Origin of the sequence: Paraburkholderia phenoliruptrix, from assembly GCF_047325075.1 — a bacterium.
In the GTDB taxonomy this organism is placed as follows: domain Bacteria; phylum Pseudomonadota; class Gammaproteobacteria; order Burkholderiales; family Burkholderiaceae; genus Paraburkholderia; species Paraburkholderia phenoliruptrix.
Genome location: NZ_CP168531.1, coordinates 2,011,643 through 2,033,395, shown reverse-complemented (window position 1 = coordinate 2,033,395; position 21,753 = coordinate 2,011,643). Strand labels below are relative to the sequence as shown.

The following is a 21,753-nucleotide window of genomic DNA, read 5'->3' as shown; positions in this document are numbered from 1 at the left end:
ACAGGAAGACGCGCGACGCGCGGCTTCACGCGAGGACCGATCATGTTGACACTTCAATCAGATCTGCACGGTAACCATTTGCTCGGCGCATTGCCGTCTCACGAATGGCAGGCGCTTGCTCCCCACCTCGAACTGGTTCATCTGCGCACGGAGCAATTGCTCTGCGATTCCGGCCAACGCATCCATCACGTGTACTTCCCCACTACCGCGATCATCTCCATGCTCTCGACGATGGAAGACGGCAGCTCCGTCGAGATCGCCGCGGTCGGGCGCGAAGGCATGACCGGCGTACCCGTGCTCACGGGCGGCGAAACCATGCCGAACCGCGTGCAGGTGCAATGCGCCGGCTTCGCGTATCGCATGAGCGCCCAGGCTCTGAAGCAGCAATTCGCACGCTCGGATTTTCTGCGCCGTCTGATGCTGCTCTACATGCACGCGCTGCTCACGCAAGTCGCGCAGACCGCGGCATGCAACCGCCATCATGCACTGAACAAGCAACTGTGCCGCTGGCTGCTGATCGAAGTCGACCGCGTCGCGTCGAATGACCTCACGGTCACGCAGCAACTGATCGCCGATATGCTCGGCGTGCGCCGCGAGGGCATTACCGAGGCAGCCGGCAAGCTGCACGACGAAGGCCTCATTCACCACAGCCGCGGACACATCAAGGTGCTCGACCGCAAGGGGCTCGAAGCACGCGCGTGCGAGTGCTACGGCCTCGTGAAGCGCGAATTCGACCGCCTTCTGCCCCGCCTGCGCCAGGCCGAGACCGTCGAATAAGACGCTGTACGTTTCGACCACCTCGCAGAGTCAATAATGTTCAGGAATACTGCGCGATGCCTCGACGCACTCTTCGTGATTGCGGGAGGCCTGCTCGCTCACTGGATGCGTTTTTCGACGCTCGCGGCGTTGCCGGACACGGAACGCCTGCTGATCGCGTTCAACTGCGTGCTGGTGCTGCTGATGTTTCCCGGCTTCGGCGTCTACGAAACGTGGCGCGGCAAGGCCTTGGGCGCGATGCTCGCGCGAGTGGCCGCGGCATGGCTCGCCGTGGTCGCGGCCGCATTGCTGCTCGCGTTCACGCTGCATCGCATGGACGCCGTCTCGCGCCTCTGGTTCGCCTACTCGACGCTGATTTCAGGAGCGCTGATCATTGCGACGAAGTGCGCAGTACATGTCGCATTGCGCAGCGTTCGCCGGCGCGGCATGAACTTCCGCACGGTCGCAATTGTCGGCGCACCGGGTTTTGCCCGCACGCTGCTCGCACATCTCGAACATGCGCCGCAAGCCGGCTTCAAGCCGGTCTGCGTGCTCGACACCAGCCTCGCAAACAGTGTCGATGCGCTCGCATCGTCCGGTGCGCGGCTCAACCCGCGGCTGAACCGGCTGCCGGTGCTGACCGATCCACATGCCTTCGCCGCGAAAGTGCGCGACGAGCATGTGAATGAAGTATGGCTCGCGTTGCCCTTATCAGAAGAACATACGATCTATCGCTTCCAGCGCGTGTTCCGGCATGACTTCGTGAATCTGCGTTTTATCCCTGACGTACGCAGCCTCTCGCTTTTCGACCACTCGCTCGTCGACGTGGTCGGTTTGCCCACGCTGAATCTGAGCGCGCCGTCGCTTTCGCCGCCGCAGATGTGGCCGAAGCTTATCTTCGACCGGCTGTTCGCCGCGGCCGCACTCGTCGCGCTGGCGCCGGTGTTCGCGGTGCTCGCGGCAGCCATCAAGCTCACCTCGCCTGGGCCGGTGTTCTTTCGCCAGATCCGCAAGGGTGCCGACGGCGAGCCGTTCTCCATCTACAAGTTCCGCTCGATGACCGTGCATCACGAAGCAGAGGGACAGGTCACGCAGGCCTCGCGCCACGACGCGCGCGTGACGAAGCTCGGCGCTTTCATGCGCCGCACGAGTCTCGACGAACTGCCGCAGTTTTTCAACGTGCTGCTCGGCCAGATGTCGGTGGTCGGCCCGCGTCCGCACGCGATCGAGCACGACGACCTCTACAAGGATCAGGTGTACGGCTACATGCACCGCTATCGGATCAAGCCCGGCATTACCGGCTGGGCCCAGGTGAACGGTTATCGCGGCGCGACCGCCAAGGTGGAGAAGATGGAAGCGCGCGTGAAGTTCGATCTCTTTTACATCCACAACTGGTCGTTCTGGTTCGACATGAAGATTGTGTTCATCACCATCTTCAAGGGTTTTGTCAGCCGCAACGCATTCTGATCATGCCGCTACGGGAACCGCTCGTGAAAGTCTCCGTGATCGTGCCGACGTACCGTCGCACCGCCGATCTCGCACGGTGCCTGGCGGCGCTCGACGCACAGGAGCGCCGGCCGGACGAGGTGATCGTCATCGCGCGTCACGACGATCATGCAACGCTCGACTGGCTGCGCACGCGCGAGGCCACGCGGCCCGATCCGCGTCGTGCGGTGGTGCTCGTGCACAAGCCCGGTGTGGTGGCCGCGTACAACCTCGGCATAGAGAGCGCATGCGGCGACGTGCTCTGCTTTACCGACGACGACGCCGCGCCGCATCCGGACTGGGTCGCGCGGATCGCCCGCGCATTTCAGGCTGATCCGTGCCTCGGCGGGTTGGGTGGACGCGACATCGTGCATGAAAACAACGGCATTCTGCAGGGGCAGAAGCCGTGCGTCGGCATCGTGCGCTGGTACGGCCGCACGATAGGCAATCATCACATCGGTCATGGGCAGGCGCGCGAAGTGGACGTGCTGAAGGGCGTGAACATGGCGTTTCGCCGCGAAGCGATCGGCACACTGCGTTTCGACGCGCGCCTGCGCGGCAGCGGCGCGCAGGTTCATTGCGAAATGGGCTTCAGCCTCGACGTGCGCAGGCGCGGCTGGACGCTCGTCTACGACCCGGCGTTGCTCGTCGAGCATTTTCCCGCTCAGCGCAGCGACGAAGATCAGCGCTTCGCATTCAACGACACGGCGTTCTATAACGCGTCGTTCAATCTCCGACTCATCATGTGCGAACACCTGACGCCACCCGGCCGATGGGCGTTCGTCGTTTACTCGACGCTGATCGGCGATCGCGCGGACCCGGGGTTTCTGCGCGCATTGTCGCTTGCATTCGAGCGCGGCGGACTGGCGCTTGCGCTTCGCAAATGGCGAGTGGGTTTACGCGCAATGCGCGGGGCATGGCAGGAAGCGGTGCGCTAACCAACGACGCACCGGCTACACGCGAAGGGACCATAAAATGACGACCAGAACAATTGCTGCGGGGCTCGCGGCTGCATCTCTATGTGCCTGCACGCTCGCGCCAGGACCTTACCTCGACACGAAAAGGCTCGAGCAGCCTGCACCGCCCGAACAGACCGCGGAAAAGTTTCCGGTCCACACGATCGACGTCGGCTATTTTCGTCAGCAACGCGCGGCCGCTGTGCCCGCCGTCTGTCCGTTGACCTGTCTCACACCGCAAACCCGGGGTCACTACGAATATCGGCTCGGAATAGGCGACCAGCTGACCATCATCGTGTGGGACCATCCGGAGCTGACGGGCGGCATGGGCACCGCGGCCGGCACGCCGCCGCTGCCGGGCGCGAGCGGCGTCGCGCCCTCTCCCGGCCCCACGCAGACGCAGGGCGCGACGCCGATCGCGCCGACCGTGACGAGCAGCGGCGAAGGCGGCCTCACGGTTCGCGTCGCGAATAACGGCACGATTTTCTTTCCGCGCGTGGGGCGGATCAAGGTGCAAGGCATGACCGCGCAGGAAGTCCAGGAAGCGTTGACGAAGGGCCTTGCGCGCACCATCCGCAATCCGCAACTCGACGTGCGCGTGTCGGGCTTCAACAGTCAGTCGGTACAGGTCACGGGCAATCTGCGCACGCCCGCCTCGGAAGCGATCACCGATGCGCCGCTCACCGTGCTCGACGCGATCAATCGCGCGGGCGGCGCCTTGCCCGATGCGGACCTGCAGAACGTCGGCGTCACGCGCGACGGCAAACGCTACACCGTCGACGTGGCAGCACTGCTCGAAACGGGCGATCCGCAACAGAACGTACTCCTGAAGGACGGCGACATCATCGACGTGCCGGACCGTTCGAACAGCCGCGTGTTCGTGCTCGGCGAAGTGAACAAGCCCACCTCGCTGCCGATGAACCGCGGCCGCCTCACGCTCGCCGACGCGCTGACCGGCGCTGGCAGCCTCGACGTGAAGACCGGTGATCCACGCTACGTCTACGTGGTGCGCGGCGCCGACAAGACGCTCACGCCCGACGTGTATCAACTCGACATGACCCAGGTGGATGCGTTGATGCTGATGACCAAATTCGATCTGCAGCCGAAGGATGTGGTGTACGTGCAGGTGTCGAGTGCGGCACGCTTTAACCGTGCGCTCGAACAGATCACACCGACGCTGCAGTCGCTCTTCTACACCGTCCAGCTCTCCAGATAAATTGCTTGCAACGGAGTTTCGACATGAGTACGTATGACATGCTGGATCACGGTCCGGCACCGGACGGCGACGAGGACGCGGTGATGCGCGACCTCTTGCGCACGGTCATGGAGCAGATCTGGTGGGTGATCGGTATTGCAGGCAGTGTGATTCTCGCGGCGGTGATCTATACGAAAATCGCCACGCCGGTCTATTCCGCCGATGCGCTGCTGCAGGTCGACGCGCAAAGCAACGGCAACAGCGCGCAAGGCCAGAAACTGCTCTCGCTGATGCCGAGCATCGGCCCCATGCGCACCGAAGCCGAGATCGAAATCATCAAGAGCCGTGCCGTGGTCGAGCCCGTGGTCGAACAGTTCAAGCTGAATTTCAGCACGTCGGCGAACACGGTGCCGGTGCTCGGCAAGATCTCGGCGTTGTTTGCGCGTCCCGGTCATCCCTTCGGCGCGCCCTTCGGCCTGAATGAATATGCGTGGGGTGGCGAACAGTTCGAGGTGAGCTCCATCCTCGTGCCGAAGTCGCTTGAAGGCGCGCAACTGACGCTGCGTGCGCTCGGTAACGGCCGCTACGTGCTGTGCGATGCGTTCGGCGCGACACTGCTGACGGGTGTCGCCGGCACAGAAGCAAAAGGCCATGACATCACGCTGCTGGTGAAGAAACTGGTGGCCCGTCCCGGCACGGAGTTTCATGTCACGCGCTTCAATCAGCTGGACGCCGTGTCGGCGCTCTCCACCTCCTTGCAGGTCGCCGAAAAAGGCCGCGATACGGGTGTCGTGCAATTGTCGTATTCGGGCACGGACGCTCATGCGATCACCGCGATCACCAACGCCGTGGCCGCGTCATATCTGAAGCAGCGCACCGAACGCGCGCAGGAAGAAGCGAGCCACATGCTGGAGTTCCTCAACAGCGAAGTGCCGCGTCTGCGCGCCGAAGTGAAGAAGACGGAAACCGCGCTGTCCGAGTATCAGTCGAAAGTCGGCTCGTTCCAACCCACTCAGGAAGCGGGCGTGTATCTCGCGGGCGGACTCGACTATGAAAAGCAGATTGCGGCGCTGCGCATTCAGCGCGCGCAACTGCTGCGGCGCTTCACGGAGGAAAGCCCGGAAGTGCAGCAGGTCGATTCGCAGCTGAGCGCCATGGCGCGCGAAAAAGCCCGCTTTGAAGATCACTTCACGACGCTGCCCAGTTCCGAGCGCAATGCGCTTGCCTTGCAACGCGATGCGAAAGTCGCCGAGGAAATCTACGTCGCATTGCTGAACAAGATTCAGGAGCTGTCGATTTCGCGGGCCGGTACCATCGGCAACGTGCACATCATCGACGAAGCGCTGTTGCCTTCAAGGCCGGTTAAGCCGAAGTCGGCGCTGATCATTTCGGCGGGCACGCTGCTCGGCGTGATCGGCGGCATTCTGTTCGCGTTCTGCCGACGCAAGTTTTTTACCGGCGTGGCCGATCCCGAGTTCGTCGAACGACGTTTCCAGCTGCCTATTTTCGGCGCGATCACCTTCAGCCCGGAACAGGCGCGCAGCGACCGCCAGTTGAGCGCCGCGCGTACCGCCGCGCTTTCCGCGCCGCGCTCGCGGCCAAGCGAGGTCGAGGACGCGCCAGCGGCACCCGCCGGCATCGCGCGACTCCTGCCTTCCCGGGCGCACGCCAGCGCAAGTGCGGACGACGCCAAAAAAGAGCCCGTGGGCACGCAGACCGTGATTGCATCGGGCAAGGCGCCGGTGCGGCCACTGCTCGTGAAGACGCATCCGTTCGACACGACAGTCGAAGGCCTGCGCGGTTTGCGCGCCACCTTGCAGTTCGGCTTGATCGATGCGCCTAACCGCATCGTCGCGATCACGAGCCCGGCTCCTTCGGACGGCAAGAGCTTCCTGAGCGCGAACCTTGCGGCGCTGATTGCCGAGTCCGGCAAGCGCGTGCTCCTCATCGACGCGGATCTGCGGCGCGGCCGGCTCGCGCAATACCTCGGACGCTCGCCCGAAGGCGGCCTCACCGAGCTGCTGACGGGCCAGGTGGATCTCGACACGGCAGCACGCGCAACCGGCGTCGCGGGCCTGCATTTCATCGCCGCGGGCACGTATCCGCCGAATCCGTCGGAGATTCTCACGTCGTCGCGTTTTAGCGAAATCCTGGCACGGTTCGAGCAGCAGTTCGATCTGATCATTGTCGACACGCCGCCGCTCCTCGCGGTCGCCGATGCCGCGGTGGTGGCCAATCTCGCGGGCTCGACCGTGCTCGTGATGCGTGCCGGCGCGCACACCGAAGGCCATCTTGCCGCGGCGCTGAAGAAGCTGCGCCGCGCACGCGCCCGCGTGGTGGGCGGCGTGATGAATGCGGTGCCTCTGAAGAGCCACAATAAAAATGGTACGTATGACTACGCTTATGCGTACACGTACACGACCACGAATCCGGACGAGGTTTCCAGGCGAGACTAGTGCGTGTTGCACACGGAATGGATCGAGGGCTGCGCCGCAGAAAGGCGCAGCCTTTTTTATTGCCGCTGAGCGAGGCGTCTAGACGCGGAAACTACTGCAATTCGCGATGGTTGTGAGTGCAACGGATACGGCGCCGGGGGCACGAGGGCCGCCGGCGCCGCCGGGAAAGAGAGCGCGGTGCTACAGAAACGCGCTAACGTCGGTCTGAAAACGCTGCGCCAGCGCCTTCGCGACCTTCTTGCTGATCGAACGGCGACCTGCGAGGATGTCGCTGACCACCGTGGGCGATGCAATGCCCATCAGGTCCTTCTGCTTCAGCCCGTGCGTCTCGAGCAGATGCCGCAACACCTCGCGGGGCTCCGCCTTGGGAAGCGTCACGTTCTGCGCTTTCCAGCTACGCACCAGATCCGACACGATCGCGTGAAGGTCGGCGAGCGGATCGTCCTCCTTGCCGTCCAGATGAGCGGCAAGGGCACTGGCGAGCTCCACCATCGTCTGATAGTCGTGCTCGTCGCGGATGGGTGTAATGGGCAACTGGGCCTGTAGCGCGGCCCAACTTTGAGCGATATCGGGAAAGGATCCCGGAAGGCGATCGGCGTTCATGAGTTTAGAGTCTTCCTCGTCCAAAGGTCGCGTTCCGATGCGTCATTGCGTGACGAACGGAGTGACGACTGCCTGTTTTAATAAATCGCAGCGACGACCCGCACCGTTTTCGTTACCGTCCTGGTTACGGTTTGCCGCCCGCGTCGAATACCGTGTATCGAGGCGGCACATGATCCACGCTGGCGCCTCCCCCCGATCGCCGAGCGGGTGGCATAGCCCGGACGGCTTGTTGATGATGCTGCCCTGCTTTACCACTGAGGAACCGCCGAACCTGCCGGGCATAGAAAGCCTGCGCAGGCTTCGGCTCAGCGTCCCCAACTGCGCTGCGACGCGGGCTCGGCCTGCCATCCGACTGGCTCGGTCGCGAACTCCGTATCGATCCGCTCCGCCGGCGATTCGCCGCGCGCGCCGACCGCGGCGATCGTGCGCGTGACCTCGGCCATGAAGGCCCGGCGAAACACGGCCGCCGAAAACCGCTCGGCGTTTGCACGGCACGCGGCCGGCGTGATCTGCTCATGCTGGCGCTCGAATCGGTCGATTGCATCGAGCATCGAGACGACAGTTTGTCGTCCGAAATAAACGCCGGTGGGATGCGCTTCGCCGAGTGGGACCACCGTTTCGAGCGCCCCGCCCTTGCCGAACGCGATCACCGGCGTACCGCACGCCTGCGCTTCGAGCGCGACAATGCCGAAGTCCTCTTCGGCAGCGAAGATGAATGCTCTCGCGCGCTGCAAATAGTCCCTCAGAACACCAATAGGCTGATAGCCGAGTATGATCACATTCGGCCCGGCCTTGGCGCGAATCGCGGCCATTTCCGGTCCGTCGCCGATCACGATCAGCTTGCGGTGCGGCGTGGCACTGAAGGTCTCGACGATCAGATCGATGCGCTTGTACGGCACCATACGCGAAGCGGTCAGATAGAAATCTTCCTTGTGCGTGCATAGTTCGAACTCGTGGACATCGACAGGCGGCGGAATCACCGCGGCTTCGCGCCGGTAGGTTTTCATCATGCGCCGGGCGACGAATTGCGAGTTGGCGATGAGACGGTCCACGCTGTTCGCCGAATGCGAATCCCAGCCGCGCAGATAGTGCAGCAACACGCGCACGAGCCACGACCTGGGTCCACGCGTCAATCCGGCTTCACGCAGATATTGATGCTGCAGGTCCCACGCGTACCGCATCGGCGAATGCACGTAGCTCACATGCGTTTGATCGGGACCGACGAGCACGCCCTTTGCAACTGCATACGAGCTCGTGATGATGAGGTCGTAGCCCGCGAGATCGAACTGCTCGACGGCGAGCGGCATCAACGGCAAGTACGCGCGATAACGGCGCCGCGCGAGGGGCAGGCGTTGAATGAAAGAGGTGGTGACGGGCTTGCCGTGCAGCGGCCGACGGTCTTCGAGAAAATCGACGAGGCTGAAAAGATCCGCGTCGGGAAAGCATTCGATCATCTGCTCGAGTACCTTCTCCGCGCCGCCAGGTGCGACCAGCCAGTCGTGCACGATCGCAACTTTCATGATCTCCCTATCCTCGGTAAAACGCCTTCGGGCTTAGCAACGAGTGTATGTGGCGCATCGTTTGCTGTGCGTGCGCGTGCCCACATTCGACGCGCGACAGGACGCGAATAATTGAATCGTCGTCATTCGCCTCTTGCGAATGCAGAGAACCAATTAATTCGCCTTCCTATGCGCCCCACGCTCGACGCCTCGCCACTCGCTCATTCGTTGCCGCTCGTTGCGCCAGCATGCATCGACCCAGCTGCCGCGCCCCTTGGCTCGGGCATAGCCGCATCCGCAGCAGTCCATAAGGCCGCATTGCCGCACGTGCTGTTCGTCGATCAAAGCGGTCAGCTCGGCGGCGCTGAATTCGCGCTGCTGCAATTGGCTGAACATTACCCGTCGCATATGGAGGTGGTGTTGCTCGCCGACGGTCCGTTCCGCTTGCGCCTCGAAGCACTCGGCGCGCGCGTGCAGATCATCAACGATGCAAGCGTGTCCGGCATCGCGCGTCAGGCGTCTGCTTTGAACTGCCTGCGCGTGCTGCCCGGCATCGTCAGACAGGTTCGCGCGATCGCGGCGCGCGCGCAAGCGTTCGACATGCTGTTCGTCAACACGCAAAAAGCACTGGTATTGGGCGCGCTGGGCAAGGCACTGCATCGCAAGCCCGTGGTCTGGTATCAGCACGACATTCTGACGCGCGAACACTTCGGACGCGTGCAGCTCGCGGTCGTCAAATGGGCGGTGCGTCTTGCTGTCGATCAGGTGATCGTGAATTCGCGTGCATCGGCCAAGTCCCTCGCTGCGCTGACGGGTCGCGCCGCGGACACGGCGCCGGTCGTTTATAACGGAATCGATGCGAGCGCATTCAATTGCGTGGACGGCACGGACATGGGCATGCTGAGGCAACGCCTCGGTTTGCCCGAGCACGCGTGGCTCGCGGGTCTCTTCGGCCGCCTCGCGCCGTGGAAAGGTCAGCACATTGCGCTCGAGGCATTGACGCGTCTACCCGATGCGCACCTCGTGCTGGTCGGCGCGCCGCTATTCGGCGAAGATGCCTATGCACAGCGCCTGCGCGACGAGGCAAGCGCGCTCGGCATCGCGGAGCGCGTGCACTTCGCCGGCTTTCAGGACGACATACCCGCGTGGATGAAAGCGATGAACGTGATCCTGCACACGTCGACGGAACCCGAGCCTTTTGGCCGTGTGATCGTCGAGGGCATGGCGGCGGGCCGTCCGGTGATCGCCGCAGCCGCGGGCGGTGTGACGGAGATCGTGCGCCATGGGCGCAACGGCTGGCTCGTGAAGCCAGGCGACGCTGCCGTGCTCGCCGACGCGATCGGCGTGTTGCGCAACGACCCGGCGCTTGCGCAGCGCCTCGCGCAACAGGCGCTGCACGACGCGCAAGCGGAGTTCTCAGTCGATCAATATGTACAACGGATGATGGACGCGCTCAACAAAGCAGTGAAGCGGCGCGACGGCGAGGCGAATGCTCAGACGAGCCCTTGAAATAAGGTGTATTTGCTGCAAAGAGGAATGCACGAGCCCGCCTGATGCGGGCTCGTGCATGATTGCTCAGTCCTTGCGGTACTCGATGGTTTGCACGCCGGTGTCCGTGCCGAGCAGACAAAGATTGGCACCGCGGCCCGCGAAGAGGCCGACTGTCACGACGCCCGGCCATGCGTTGATCTGCGTTTCGAGCGCACGGGGATCGGCAATGCGCAGACCTTTGACGTCGATGATCTCGTTGCCGTTATCGGTGATGAACGGCGTGCCTTCTTTCGTGACACGCACGACCGGGACGCCGCCGAGCGCCGTTACGCGGCGGCCGATCGCGGTGCGCGCCATCGGCACGACTTCCACAGGCAGCGGGAAGTTGCCGAGCGTCTCGACGAGCTTGCTTGCATCCGCGATACAGACGAACACGTCCGACACCGACGCGACGATTTTCTCGCGCGTGAGCGCGCCGCCGCCGCCCTTGATCATCGCGCCGCTGTGGTCGATCTCGTCCGCGCCGTCCACATAGACGGGCAACGAATCGATCTCGTTCAGATCGAGCACCTTGATGCCGTGCGACTGGAGCCGCGCGGTGGTGGCGAGCGAACTCGACACGGCGCCGCGATAGCGCGCCTTGTTGGCGGCCAGCGCGTCGATGAAGCAGTTCGCGGTGGAGCCGGTACCGACGCCGATCACCGAGCCTTCGGGCACGTTGGCGAGGACATAGTCGGCGGCGGCCTGGCCGACCAGTTGCTTGAGTTCGTCTTGAGTCATGGAATGCGGGCGAGCAGTAAAAGGCGCTAGTTTACCGGAGTCGACGTTGGTAGCCGGCGGGAATTACTTCTTCACCGAGCGCTGCCGCACCGCTTCGAACAGACACACGCCCGAGGCCACCGAGACGTTCAGGCTTTCCACCGTGCCCGCCATCGGAATCTGCATAACCACATCGCAGGTGTCGCGCGTGAGGCGGCGCATGCCCTCGCCTTCGGCACCCATCACGATAGCGACCGGGCCGTCGAGCTCGGTCTCGTAGAGGCTTTTCGTCGCCTCGCCCGCGGTGCCGACGATCCACACGCCCGCATCTTTCAGTTCGCGCAGCGCGCGCGTGAGGTTCGTCACGGTGATGTACGGCACGGTGTCGGCCGCGCCGCTTGCGACCTTCGCGGCCGTCGCGTTCAGGCCGACCGCGCGATCGCGCGGCGCGATCACCGCGTGCGCGCCGGCCGCATCGGCCACGCGCAGGCAGGCGCCCAGATTGTGCGGATCGGTCACGCCGTCGAGCACCAGAATGAGCGGCGAGCCGTTGATGCCGTCAAGCAGTTCCGCGAGATTCTGCGCGAGTGGCAAGTCGCCTGCGCGGGCCACCACGCCCTGATGACGCTCGGTGCGCGCAAGCCCCCACAGACGCGTTTCATCGGCGGCGATCAGGCGCACGCCCGCCTCCTTCGCCGCGTGCAGAAACTCCGTCATGCGGCGATCCTTGCGCGTGGCGTCGTAATAGACATCTTCGACGGTCGACGCATCGTGCCGGATGCGCGCGGTGACTGCATGAAAACCGTATAAAACCTTGTGACGTGCCATGACTGAGACAACCTTTGATTGAGCGCGACAAAATCGGCGCTGCTGTGATGAATACCTGTGCGTGCCAACGATCCGCGCGAATCTGTGCGCGCGAATCCGCGTGTTCATGTTGCGTGTTCATGTTGCGTGGGCGTGCTGCCTGCGCGGCGTTGTCGAGGCGAGACCGCCTCGCCGACAGCATGACGCCGAACCAAACGAACCAAACGAACCAAACGAACACCGCGCGCAACCGGCACGTCGCGACGTGCCCGCTGCGCGCGGTAGAGGCGCCGAGACCGGCTTAACGCTTCTTGCGCGCCGTCTGCTTCGAGGCAGCCTTGGCCGCTGCGCCGCCGTGCTTCTTGGCAGCTCCGCGCGCAGCGCGCGCTTCCTTGACGGCCGCGCTTTGCGCCGGCGCCGCCTTCTTGCGGCGCGTGCCCGCCGTCGCATTGCCGCCTTCCGCCGAGGCCAGCGCGCGCACGCGCGGGCCGCCGTTTTCCGCGGATGATCTCTCTGCCGCCGCGACGCCGCGAGCCGGATGCGGCTTGATCGGCGTATCGCGCACAAGGCGGAAGTCGATCTTGCGCGCGTCCAGGTCGACGCGGCTCACCTGTACGCGCACGCGATCCGACAGCCGGTAGCGGATGCCGGTGCGCTCGCCGCGCAGCTCGTTCTTGACCTCGTCGTACTGGAAGTAATCGGAGCCGAGTTCCGTGACATGCACGAGGCCTTCGATAAAGAGCGAATCCAGCTGCACGAAAATGCCGAACGACGTGACGCCGTTCACCATGCCGCCGTACTCTTCGCCGAGCTTGTCGCGCATGAAGTAGCACTTGAGCCAGGCTTCGACGTCGCGCGAGGCTTCGTCGGCGCGGCGCTCGTTGGCCGAGCAGTGCAGACCGAGTTCTTCCCAGATGGCGACGTTGTTCGCGCGCGCGCGGCCGCTTTTTTCCTCGTCGGCCTGCTGCATGGCGCGGGCGCGCGGCGACAGCGCCGTATTCAGCTGCACGCCCTGCGGCGGCTCCGGCTGATACTTGCGGCCTTGCAGAATCGCATAGATCGCGCGATGCGTGAGCAGGTCGGGATAGCGGCGAATCGGGCTCGTGAAGTGCGCATACGCCTCATAGGCGAGACCGAAGTGCCCGATGTTGTCCGGACTGTACACGGCCTGCTGCATCGAGCGCAGCAGCATGGTTTGCAGCATCTGCGCGTCGGGCCGGTCGCGGATTTGCGCCATCAGCGCGGCATAGTCGCTTGCATGCGGCTTGTCGTTACCGCCGAGCGTCAAGCCCATGCCGCGCAGGAACGTGCGCAGATTCTCGAGCTTCTCCGCAGTCGGGCCCGCGTGCACGCGGAACAGGCCCGGGTGCTTGTTGCGCTTGAGGAAGTCGGCGGCGCACACGTTCGCGGCCAACATGCATTCCTCGATCAGCTTGTGCGCGTCGTTCCGGGTGCGCGGCACGATCTGTTCGATCTTGCCCTGCGCATTGCAGACGATATACGTCTCCGTCGTGTCGAAGTCGATCGCGCCGCGCTTCTGACGCGCGGCGAAAAGCGCCTTGTACACGCCGTAGAGGTTCTGCAGCTGCGGCAGCAGCGCGGCGCGGCGCGCGGCTTCCGGACCCTTGGTGTTCTTCAGCACCGCGGCGACTTCGGTATACGTGAGACGCGCGGCGGAATGCATCACGCCGGGATAGAACTGATAGGCCTTCACTTCGCCGCGCGCCGTGACGATCATGTCGCACACGAGCACGCAACGGTCGACGTTCGGATTCAGCGAGCACAGACCGTTCGACAATTTCTCCGGCAGCATGGGAATCACGCGGCGCGGGAAATAGACGGAAGTGCTGCGCTCGATCGCGTCGGTGTCGAGCCCGCTTTTCGGATGCACGTAGTGCGAGACGTCCGCAATCGCGACGATCAGACGGAAGCCCTCGCCGCGGCCTACCTTGACCGGCTCGCAATACACCGCGTCGTCGAAGTCGCGCGCGTCTTCGCCGTCGATGGTGACAAGCGGCACGTCGCGCAGATCGATGCGGTGACGCACGTCCGCCGGACGCACCTCGTCGGGCAGTTGTGCCGCTTCGTCGAGCGCGCTCTGGCTGAACTCGTGCGGCACGCCGTACTTGCGCACCGCGATTTCGATTTCCATGCCGGGGTCGTCGATATCGCCCAGCACTTCCACCACGCGGCCGAGCGGCTGCGAATGACGGCTCGGAAAATCAGTCAGCTCGACCACCACCACCTGGCCGACCTTCGCCTTCTTGGTGTTCTGCGTGATCAGGATGTCATGGCCGATGCGCTTGTCTTCGGGCGCGACGATGAGCGCGCCGTTCTCGTTGAGCAGGCGCCCGATCACGCGCTTGTTGGCGCGGTCCGTGACCTCGACGATGTGCCCTTCCGGCCGCCCGCGCCGGTCATAGCCGACGATGCGCGCGAGCACGCGGTCGTTGTGCATGACCTTCTGCATTTCGGCGGTAGGCAGGAAGAGATCGTCCTGACCGTCGTCGCGGATCAGGAAGCCGTAACCGTCGCGATGCCCTTGTACGCGGCCCGCGACAAAGTTCGACGGATGGGTCAACTGATAAAGATTGCGCTGATCGAGCCGGATCTGGCCGTCGCGCTCCATGGCGCCGAGGCGCTTGAAAAATCCTTCGCGTTCCTGGCGCTTGATCGACAGCGCTTCGGCGATCTCGTTGGCGGCGAGCGGCGCCTCGCTCGTACGCAGGACGCCGAGGATTTCCTCGCGGCTCGGAATCGGATACGGAAATTTGCTCAAGGGCTTGTCGATGATTTTTTCTCGTTGCATGGACGTCGGTCGGCGATCTGGCTCGGCTTAAGAAGCGTTTGCATCGCGCCTTTATGGCACTGGCTGCTGCACTGAAAAAACTTTCTCGGGTCCGGCTCGTTCAAGGCTGAGTCCGACGGGCTTGTGCACCGTGCCAACGAACTACTGCGAGGCATTCTAACACCCGTCTTGGGCGCCACGCGGACCGTCAATAGTCGCCTCGCGGCGCGCGCGGCCGCGCCGGTGGCCTGTTTAAGCAAGTTTTGAGAAACGCTTGACAGTCACCATTCCGTCGCTATAATGGCGGTCTTTGCTGTTCATCACCTGCCCAGGTGGCGAAATTGGTAGACGCACTAGGTTCAGGTCCTAGCGGTGGCAACACTGTGGAGGTTCGAGTCCTCTCCTGGGCACCAGGATTCAAGATTGAAGCCGCCAGGTTGTTCAGGCGGCTTCAGTTTTTATGTCGAGTAGTGAAGTAGTCGTTTCGGGTTGGAAAGCGGTTGTTTGCAGTGGGGATTGACACGCTGCATCAGCTCGCTAGAATAGCTGTCTAGTTTGAAAACGTGCCCAGGTGGCGGAATTGGTAGACGCACTAGGTTCAGGTCCTAGCGGTGGCAACACCGTGGAGGTTCGAGTCCTCTCCTGGGCACCATTAGTAGTTCCGGCGTAAGCCGATGTAGTTCGAGAAACCCCGTAAGATCCTGGTCTTACGGGGTTTTTTGTTCCCTTCAGATCTCGTACGTCCCGCCTGGCGTCGATTCTTTTTGCGCCGCCAAGGCACGAGAACGCCCCTCCCTTCTTGCCGACGGTAATGGACTCGCGTTGAGAGCCCGGCCGACCAGCACCAAGACCTGGTTGCTTCTCTACCGCCGCCCCGCCACCGGAAAAGAAAACTTCCTCAGCCTCGGCATGTCGCGACCCGTCGCACAAAACTCCCCCCATTAAGGTAATCCGAAATCTAGGGAAAACCCTAGGTTGCAACTGGATTTTCGGCCTCCAATACTTCGCAAATACATTTGCAATATGACTGAATTGGCAAATATTTTTGCCGAATCGAGTCGTTTCACTTCAAGAGGGGTCGTTCATGAAAGTTGCCGCAAAACTTGCCGCCGCTGTACTCGTCGCCGTTTCCGTCGTCAGCCAGGCCGCCCATAGCGAAACCTTGCTGGTTGCCTGTGACACGGCATTCGTGCCGTTCGAATTCAAACAGGGTGATCAATACGTCGGCTTCGACATCGATCTCTGGAAGGAGGTCGCGAAGGATCTGAAGATCGACTACAAACTGCAGCCGATGGACTTCAGTGGCATCCTGCCGGCGTTGCAGACGCATAACGTCGACGTCGCGCTTGCGGGCATCACCATCAAGGAGGAGCGCAAGAAAGTTATCGATTTCTCGGACGGCTACTATGACAGCGGTTTCATGTTGATGGTGCCCACGGCAAGCACGATCAAGGGGCCCGACGATCTGAAGGGCAAGTCGCTTGCGATCAAGACGGGCACTTCGGCGGCAGACTATGCCAAGGCCAATTTCAACGGCACCGAATTGCGCGCGTTCCCGAATATCGACAATGCCTATCTCGAACTCGCAACGGGACGTGTCGACGCCGCGATGCACGACACACCGAACGTCCTTTACTACATCCACACCGCAGGCAAAGGCCGCGTGAAGGCGGTCGGTCCGCAGATGATGGCGCAGCAGTACGGCATCGCGTTCCCGAAGGGTAGCCCGCTTGTGCCTAAGGTCAACGCCGCGCTCACGAAGATCAAGGCAGATGGCCGCTATGCGCAGATCTACAAGAAATGGTTTGGCGTCGAGCCGGCGAAGTCGTAACGGCAAAGAGGCGGGAGGCCGTTCATGCAGTTTGATATTTCGATAGTTGTCGCCGCGTTGCCAGCACTGTTGCAGGGCGCGCGGCTGACAGTCCTCATTACGATCGCAGGCCTGACCGGGGGCGTGCTGGTCGGGTTGCTGTTCGGCCTGATGCGCGCCTATGGCAATGCGCTGTGTCAGAAGATCGCGTTCGCGTACGTGGAGTTCGTGCGCGGCACGCCGATCGTGGTGCAGGTGATGTTCATCTACTTCGCGCTGCCGATGCTGCTGAATGTGCGCGTCGATGCGCTCACGGCCGCCATTGTCTCGATCGTGATCAACTCCGGTGCCTACATTGCCGAGATCGTGCGCGGCTCGTTTCTGTCGGTGCCGCGAGGTCTCAAGGAGGCAGGCCTCGCGCTGGGCATGCCTGCCTGGCGCGTGCTCGCCTTCGTGGTGGGGCCCGTCGCGATTCGCCGCATGACGCCCGCGCTCGGCAACCAGTTCATCGTGAGCCTGAAAGATACGTCGCTCTTCATCGTGATCGGAGTGGGCGAACTCACGCGACAGGGGCAGGAAATCATGGCCTCGAACTTTCGCGCGGTGGAGATCTGGACGGCCGTCGCCGTTCTGTATCTCTGCATGATCGGTACGCTCACGTACTGTCTGCGCAGGATGGAAAGAAGGATGCGGATTCTATGAGCACGATGAACGGTCATATGGTGCAGTTCAAGAAGGTCACCAAGCGCTTCGGCACGACCACTGTGCTGGAAGGCGTCGATCTCGAGATCGGCGCGGGCGAGGTCGTGGTGCTGATCGGGCCGTCGGGCTCGGGCAAATCCACGTTGCTCCGTTGCATCAATGCGCTCGAGCAGATTGACGGCGGCGACCTGATTGTCGATGGCATCAGCGTGCTGGCGGGACCGAAGAAAGTCCGCGAAATCCGCCAGGAAGCGGGCATGGTGTTTCAGCAATTCAATCTGTTCCCGCAACTGACGGCGCTCGAAAACGTCGCGTTCGGGCCGCGCCAGGTACGCGGCATGACGAAAGCGGACGCGGAAGCGCTCGCGCGTGAACTGCTGACAAAGGTTGGGCTGGCCGAGCGTGTCAATCACTATGCCAGTGAGCTGTCGGGCGGACAGCAGCAGCGTGTCGCGATTGCTCGCGCGCTCGCAGTGCGACCCAAGCTCATGCTGTTCGACGAACCGACCTCTGCGCTTGATCCCGAACTGCGTCAGGAAGTGCTGCGCGTGATGCAGGCGCTCGCCGAAGAAGGCATGACGATGGTGGTCGTCACGCACGAGATGGCGTTCGCGCGCAAGGTGGGTACACGACTCATCTTTATGGAACACGGGCAGATCGAGGTTGACGGAGCTCCGGCCGAACTGCTGGATAATCCTCCCAATCAGCGCCTGCGAGATTTTCTGCAACACGTCGAATAAACAGGTTTCATGTCCTCACTCGCTTTCATCGAAATTTCTGGCTCGCCGTTCGAGGCGGGCGAAGCGTTGGGCCGCTTCGGTGCTGCGGCCGTCCATCGACACTTGCTGCACACCGACGCATGGCACACCGTGATGCGCTGGCGCGGCAGCGCCGTGGCCGCCGGTCTCGCGATGCACACCGAGACGCGCTTTCCACGCATCTGGGCCGAATTGCAGGGACTGGCCCAAGGTCTGCGCTTGCCCTTCGAGGAAGTCTTCCTCTGGAATTGCCGCGGTGACCTATGGGCCATGTCGCCGGACGGTTGCACGACCGTGCAGTTGCCTCACGCTCCTCACGCGGGCGAGCGGCGGATCGCTCATAACGAGGACGGCGATCCCGGCTTTTCCGGTGATTGCGCCATTGCGCAGTGCCGGATCGAAGGCAGTCCGGGCTTCGCTGCGTTTGTGTATCCCGGCTCGCTGCCAGGACATACCTTCGCTGTGACCGATGCCGGGCTCGTTGTCACCGTCAATAATTTGCGCCAGCGACGCGTGATCGCCGGTGTGCCGCGCATGGTGCTGACGCGTGCCGTGCTCGATGCGACGGATCTCGATACAGCCGTCTCGTTGCTGCGCGATGCGCCGCGGGCGGGCGGCTTTCATCTCACGCTCGCACATCGTGCGCATCCGGCGCTTTTGAGCGTCGAATACAGCGCCTACGGCTGTTCGGTACGCGAGATCACCGAGCCGTCGCTGCACGCGAACCATGCGATTCATCCGGAGATGAAGGACTTCCCGCAGGTCATCACCGAATCTTCGCTGCATCGGCAGACGCGGGGAGACGCGCTGCTCGCGCAGGCAGGCGCCGCCGGACAGGTGCCTGACCCACTCGCCATCCTCGCCGATCGGCAAGACGGGGGCTTGCCGATCTATCGCGACGACCCGCATGATCCCGACGACGAAAACACGCTCGCCACCGCCCTCATTACAGTCAGGGAGACTCACGTAGAATGGAGCGTTTATGAACATCCCGGGAGTCCCGCCCGGTATCGAATGATCGATGGCCACAAGCAAGCAGACACCGCAAAGCAGGACTGATCACGACAGCACGAGGCCGTCAGCGTCAAGGCCGCCGCGCACCGTCGACGGATTGCGCGAACTCGTCGTGAAAATCGGTCGCGACGAAGCGGACATTTCGCTCGGCGGCACGGCGCATACGGTGCTCGCCAAACTGCTGGAACGCCCAGAGGAAGTCGCCGTTCGCACCATCACCGATCTGGCGGCTTCGCTCGGCGTGAATGCATCCACGCTCACGCGGCTTTCCACGCGGCTCGGCTATACGGGATTCGCGGACTTCCAGAATGTGTTTCGCGACAGCATCGCGCAGCGGCACAGGCACTTCTACAGCCAGCAGGCCGAACGGCTGGTGGCGGGCAAAACGAACCGGGCAGCGGCCGCTGATGGCGGCGCCGCTTCGCCAGAGGTCGAAACGGTCGTGCAGCTCGCGCGCGAATCCATTATCAACGTCGAAGGTTTCCTCTCGCAGCTCTCGCCTGAACATCTGCGCGGTGCGGCACGCATGCTGGCAGAGGCGAAACGCGTGCGCATCCACGGATTGCGCCAGTTCAGCGCCTTGGCGAGCTTTGTCTGCTACGGCCTGAGCATGATCCGCACGGACGTCGCGCTTCTTGATGCGCAAGGGCTCGGCGTCGCGGAGGGACTCGCACAGTTGCAACCCGGCGATGTGGTCGTCGTGACGAGCGTCGCGCCCTATACGCGCAGCGTCGCCGAGGCGGCCGTCGCTGCGGCGCAGAGCGGGCTGTCGGTCATAGCCATTACCGATACGCTCGCCTCGCCGCTTGTGCCGCCCGCGACCCACGCATTTTTGATCCCACACGAAAGCAGTTTCTTCAGCAACAGCATGGGCGCTTACCTCGTGTTTTGCGAAGGGCTGCTCAACCTGGTGGCCACGCATCTCGGCAAGCGCTCGCTGCAGGCGCTCGAAAGGCGCGAACGGCTGATTACGGCGCTGGGCATCGAAATATAAGACGTTTCGCGGAGATTGACTAACCCTCAAACCTCCAGATGGAGGCCGCCCGACACGGGGCTGACGTTAATCGCCGATTTGCCCATACGTCGGGCGCCCGCCGCGCTCGAGCCGGAGAAAGGTGGCGCCTTTGCTGCTGGTCGCCGATTCGACCGGCTTCAGCGCCGCGGGCACCGTGCCGCTGCCGAAGAGCCGCTTGCCGGATCCCAGCACGACCGGGAAGATAAAGAGCCTGTATTCATCGACGAGATCATGCGCCAGCAGCGTCTGCAGAAGCACCGTGCTGCCCCAGGTGTGCAGCGTCTGGCCCGGCTGCGCGCGCAGCTTGCGCAGTTCCGCGACCGTGTCGCCTTTTATCAGATGCGCGTTGTTCCAGCCGACCTGTTCGAGGCTGCGTGAAAACACGTACTTCGGCCGCGAGTTGAGGCCAACGGCGATCACGTTGTCCGGATCGGTGATTGTCGGCCAGTAGTTCGAAAAGATGCCGTAGGTCTTGCGGCCGAGAATAAAGCCGTCGGCGTCCGCGAATCCATCGACGATCAGCTTTCGCATCACCTCGTCCGTATAGGGCCCCTGCCAGCCGCCATGCGGGAAGCCGTTTTCCGGATCTTCATCGGGGCCGCCCGGCGCCTGCATCACGCCGTCCAGGGTCAGAAATGCGTTCAATACGATCTTGGGCATGGTCACTTCCTCCTTACCCGCACGACGAACGGCACCGGTCGGAATCGACACGGCAAAGCGCAGGTCAATCCGCCCGCTAATCCTCGGAAATGCTGCCTGCTGCGACGGCAACGGTCACGCGCGACATCCGGCTTACGCGTCGTTTGTGTCGGCCGAAGCCCCGGCCAACTAAACCTCTCCCTGCTGCAACGCCCCTGCGATCCACCGCTCGCCGGACGCTTTGAGGTGCATGCGCATGGCGGTCTGCGCCGCGATCGGATCGCCTGTCTGCAGCGCCTTGAGGATTTCCTCATGCTCGCGCACGGCCGCCGACCAGGTCTCGGTGCTTTCGGAGTGGTCGCGAATCGCCGCGGCGATCGGGTCGTGGCGGCTATCGAACATCTCGGCCACGAAGCGGCTCAGCACCGAATTGCCGGCAGTCTCCGCGATCAGCATATGAAATTGACGGTCGGCATCGACTGGCGATTTTCCCGCAGCGGCGAGCCGCTTCATCCGTTCGACGGTGCGGCGCAGCCGGTCCAGCACAGCCGCCGACAGTCTTCCGGCCGCCAGCACGATGACGGTTCCTTCTATGGCGACGCGGGCCTGCATCAGTTCCGACGGACTTTCTCCGAGGGCCGGCACACCATTGTCGCCGCCCTCCTTCGGATCGCGCACATAAACACCCGATCCCATGCGTATCTCGATCTGACCGCCGATTTCCAGCGCAATCAATGCCTCGCGCAACGATGGCCGCGATACGCCGAGGGTGTTGGCGAGCTCCCGCTCAGGGGGCAGCCGGGCGCCCGGCGCGAGTTCGGCCTGTTGAATAAGCGCAAGAATCTGGGCCGCCACGGATTGGTAAAGCCGCTTTGCTTCAGTTTGCTTCATTGTGCGAGGTTGTCCTGTCGGCGATCCCTCAAGGCGGACCGCATCGAAGTCTAGCATGGCGGCCCGCGGGCTGGGCCTGACGGGGCCATCATCGCGTCGGGGAAGCTCACACTGGATTGATCAGTTATA

At 63.1% G+C, this 21,753-nt stretch carries 19 protein-coding genes and 2 tRNA genes; 14 read left to right on the top strand and 7 right to left on the bottom strand.

The window, feature by feature from the left end; genetic code table 11:
• Positions 1-42 precede the first annotated feature (42 nt).
• Genes ACEN8U_RS21275 through ACEN8U_RS21255 form a run of 5 tightly spaced genes read left to right on the top strand, consistent with a single transcriptional unit; the run spans position 43 to position 6,848 of the window.
• Entirely contained in the window at positions 43-777 is a 735-nt protein-coding gene (locus ACEN8U_RS21275) for a Crp/Fnr family transcriptional regulator (protein ID WP_006048767.1), read from the top strand.
• A gap of 36 nt (positions 778-813) precedes the next feature.
• A complete protein-coding gene (locus tag ACEN8U_RS21270) occupies positions 814-2,223 on the top strand; it encodes an undecaprenyl-phosphate glucose phosphotransferase (protein WP_015002758.1) in 1,410 nt (469 codons plus the stop codon).
• 2 nt (positions 2,224-2,225) lie between these two features.
• The gene (locus tag ACEN8U_RS21265) at positions 2,226-3,179 is read left to right on the top strand and encodes a glycosyltransferase family 2 protein (protein ID WP_015002759.1); all 954 of its coding nucleotides are present in this window, start codon (positions 2,226-2,228) and stop codon (positions 3,177-3,179) included.
• Positions 3,180-3,216: 37 nt separating this feature from the next.
• Entirely contained in the window at positions 3,217-4,413 is a 1,197-nt protein-coding gene (locus ACEN8U_RS21260; protein WP_013588575.1) for a polysaccharide biosynthesis/export family protein, read from the top strand.
• Positions 4,414-4,436: 23 nt separating this feature from the next.
• Positions 4,437-6,848: a polysaccharide biosynthesis tyrosine autokinase gene (locus tag ACEN8U_RS21255; protein ID WP_015002760.1), complete on the top strand. Its 2,412-nt coding sequence runs from the start codon at positions 4,437-4,439 to the stop codon at positions 6,846-6,848.
• 180 nt (positions 6,849-7,028) lie between these two features.
• On the opposite strand, the gene ACEN8U_RS21250 is transcribed toward ACEN8U_RS21255, so the two are convergent.
• Positions 7,029-7,451, bottom strand: a complete 423-nt coding sequence (locus ACEN8U_RS21250) for a helix-turn-helix domain-containing protein (RefSeq protein WP_015002761.1) — start codon at positions 7,449-7,451, stop codon at positions 7,029-7,031.
• 305 nt (positions 7,452-7,756) lie between these two features.
• Positions 7,757-8,971, bottom strand: coding sequence for a glycosyltransferase family 4 protein (locus tag ACEN8U_RS21245; RefSeq protein ID WP_015002762.1), 1,215 nt, complete (start codon positions 8,969-8,971; stop codon positions 7,757-7,759).
• Between the two features lie 168 nt (positions 8,972-9,139).
• On the opposite strand from ACEN8U_RS21245, the gene ACEN8U_RS21240 reads away from it, so the two are divergent.
• Complete coding sequence (locus ACEN8U_RS21240) at positions 9,140-10,459, top strand: glycosyltransferase family 4 protein (protein ID WP_015002763.1); 1,320 nt, start codon at positions 9,140-9,142, stop codon at positions 10,457-10,459.
• Positions 10,460-10,525: 66 nt separating this feature from the next.
• Here ACEN8U_RS21240 and rpiA read toward each other — a convergent pair whose 3' ends face one another.
• The 3 genes from rpiA to rnr all read right to left on the bottom strand — a co-directional run bounded on the left by rpiA (position 10,526) and on the right by rnr (position 14,816).
• On the bottom strand, positions 10,526-11,221 hold the full coding sequence (gene rpiA, locus ACEN8U_RS21235; protein WP_015002764.1) for a ribose-5-phosphate isomerase RpiA: 696 nt from the start codon (positions 11,219-11,221) through the stop codon (positions 10,526-10,528).
• Between the two features lie 63 nt (positions 11,222-11,284).
• Positions 11,285-12,028: a 23S rRNA (guanosine(2251)-2'-O)-methyltransferase RlmB gene (rlmB, locus tag ACEN8U_RS21230; protein ID WP_015002765.1), complete on the bottom strand. Its 744-nt coding sequence runs from the start codon at positions 12,026-12,028 to the stop codon at positions 11,285-11,287.
• A 280-nt stretch (positions 12,029-12,308) separates the two neighbouring features.
• Positions 12,309-14,816: a ribonuclease R gene (rnr, locus tag ACEN8U_RS21225; protein ID WP_015002766.1), complete on the bottom strand. Its 2,508-nt coding sequence runs from the start codon at positions 14,814-14,816 to the stop codon at positions 12,309-12,311.
• Positions 14,817-15,121: 305 nt separating this feature from the next.
• Here rnr and ACEN8U_RS21220 point away from each other — a divergent pair.
• From ACEN8U_RS21220 to ACEN8U_RS21185, 8 genes are all read left to right on the top strand, one after another.
• Positions 15,122-15,208: transfer RNA gene (locus tag ACEN8U_RS21220), tRNA-Leu, on the top strand.
• A gap of 152 nt (positions 15,209-15,360) precedes the next feature.
• Positions 15,361-15,447 (top strand) — tRNA-Leu (locus tag ACEN8U_RS21215).
• A 170-nt stretch (positions 15,448-15,617) separates the two neighbouring features.
• On the top strand, positions 15,618-15,740 hold the full coding sequence (locus ACEN8U_RS21210) for a hypothetical protein (protein ID WP_413658622.1): 123 nt from the start codon (positions 15,618-15,620) through the stop codon (positions 15,738-15,740).
• Between the two features lie 139 nt (positions 15,741-15,879).
• A complete protein-coding gene (glnH, locus tag ACEN8U_RS21205) occupies positions 15,880-16,626 on the top strand; it encodes a glutamine ABC transporter substrate-binding protein GlnH (protein ID WP_013588722.1) in 747 nt (248 codons plus the stop codon).
• A gap of 24 nt (positions 16,627-16,650) precedes the next feature.
• Entirely contained in the window at positions 16,651-17,307 is a 657-nt protein-coding gene (gene glnP / locus ACEN8U_RS21200; protein WP_015002924.1) for a glutamine ABC transporter permease GlnP, read from the top strand.
• Positions 17,304-18,047, top strand: coding sequence for a glutamine ABC transporter ATP-binding protein GlnQ (gene glnQ / locus ACEN8U_RS21195; protein WP_013588724.1), 744 nt, complete (start codon positions 17,304-17,306; stop codon positions 18,045-18,047). The genes glnP and glnQ overlap by 4 nt, the downstream gene beginning before the upstream one ends.
• A 9-nt stretch (positions 18,048-18,056) precedes the next feature.
• Entirely contained in the window at positions 18,057-19,124 is a 1,068-nt protein-coding gene (locus ACEN8U_RS21190) for a C45 family autoproteolytic acyltransferase/hydolase (protein ID WP_015002925.1), read from the top strand.
• Positions 19,087-20,073, top strand: coding sequence for a MurR/RpiR family transcriptional regulator (locus ACEN8U_RS21185; protein ID WP_041745412.1), 987 nt, complete (start codon positions 19,087-19,089; stop codon positions 20,071-20,073). The genes ACEN8U_RS21190 and ACEN8U_RS21185 overlap by 38 nt, the downstream gene beginning before the upstream one ends.
• Positions 20,074-20,139: 66 nt before the next feature.
• Here ACEN8U_RS21185 and ACEN8U_RS21180 read toward each other — a convergent pair whose 3' ends face one another.
• Together ACEN8U_RS21180 and ACEN8U_RS21175 are read right to left on the bottom strand one after the other, a co-directional pair.
• Positions 20,140-20,754 (bottom strand): dihydrofolate reductase family protein, encoded by a 615-nt coding sequence (locus tag ACEN8U_RS21180; protein WP_041746252.1) that lies wholly within the window; start codon positions 20,752-20,754, stop codon positions 20,140-20,142.
• A 168-nt stretch (positions 20,755-20,922) separates the two neighbouring features.
• The gene (locus tag ACEN8U_RS21175) at positions 20,923-21,624 is read right to left on the bottom strand and encodes a FadR/GntR family transcriptional regulator (RefSeq protein ID WP_015002928.1); all 702 of its coding nucleotides are present in this window, start codon (positions 21,622-21,624) and stop codon (positions 20,923-20,925) included.
• Positions 21,625-21,753 lie beyond the last annotated feature (129 nt).